The organism is Limosilactobacillus avium (assembly GCF_947381485.1).
In the GTDB taxonomy this organism is placed as follows: Bacteria; Bacillota; Bacilli; order Lactobacillales; family Lactobacillaceae; genus Limosilactobacillus; species Limosilactobacillus avium.
This window is the reverse complement of record NZ_CANCWN010000107.1, coordinates 1-366: the sequence shown is the minus strand read 5'-3', so window position 1 is coordinate 366 and position 366 is coordinate 1. Positions and strand designations below refer to the sequence as shown.

1 pseudogene is annotated in these 366 nt (G+C 46.2%); it reads left to right on the top strand.

Features of this window, described 5'->3' with window-relative positions:
• A pseudogene (locus QOS01_RS10505) lies at positions 1-366 on the top strand (RNA-guided endonuclease TnpB family protein); the annotation flags it as partial.

Genomic DNA, 366 nt, shown 5'->3' with positions numbered 1-366 from the left:
ATCCCAGCAGTCACTTCGTCAATGAATACGGGATGAATTATCTACTGAAGAGACTCAAGCAGGAATACCCATTCCTTCGGGCGAGTGACTCAACTAGTTTTCTAGTGGTTAATCACAACCTCGCCCAAGCCTTTAAGATTTTATTTAAACATCGGGGCGGTTACCCACGTTTTAAATCGCGTTGTGCTATTCGGCAGGCTTATACGGGGCGGTCAGTGTGTCGGGTACTTGCTAAACGGCGGGTTAAGTTGCCTAAGTTGGGCAGCATTCGGACTAGTAAAACAACATTGTTAGCTAATAACAAGATTAAGTGCTATACGGTTTGCCTCGAGCCCACTGGCCGCTACTATCTGTCATTACAAGTGG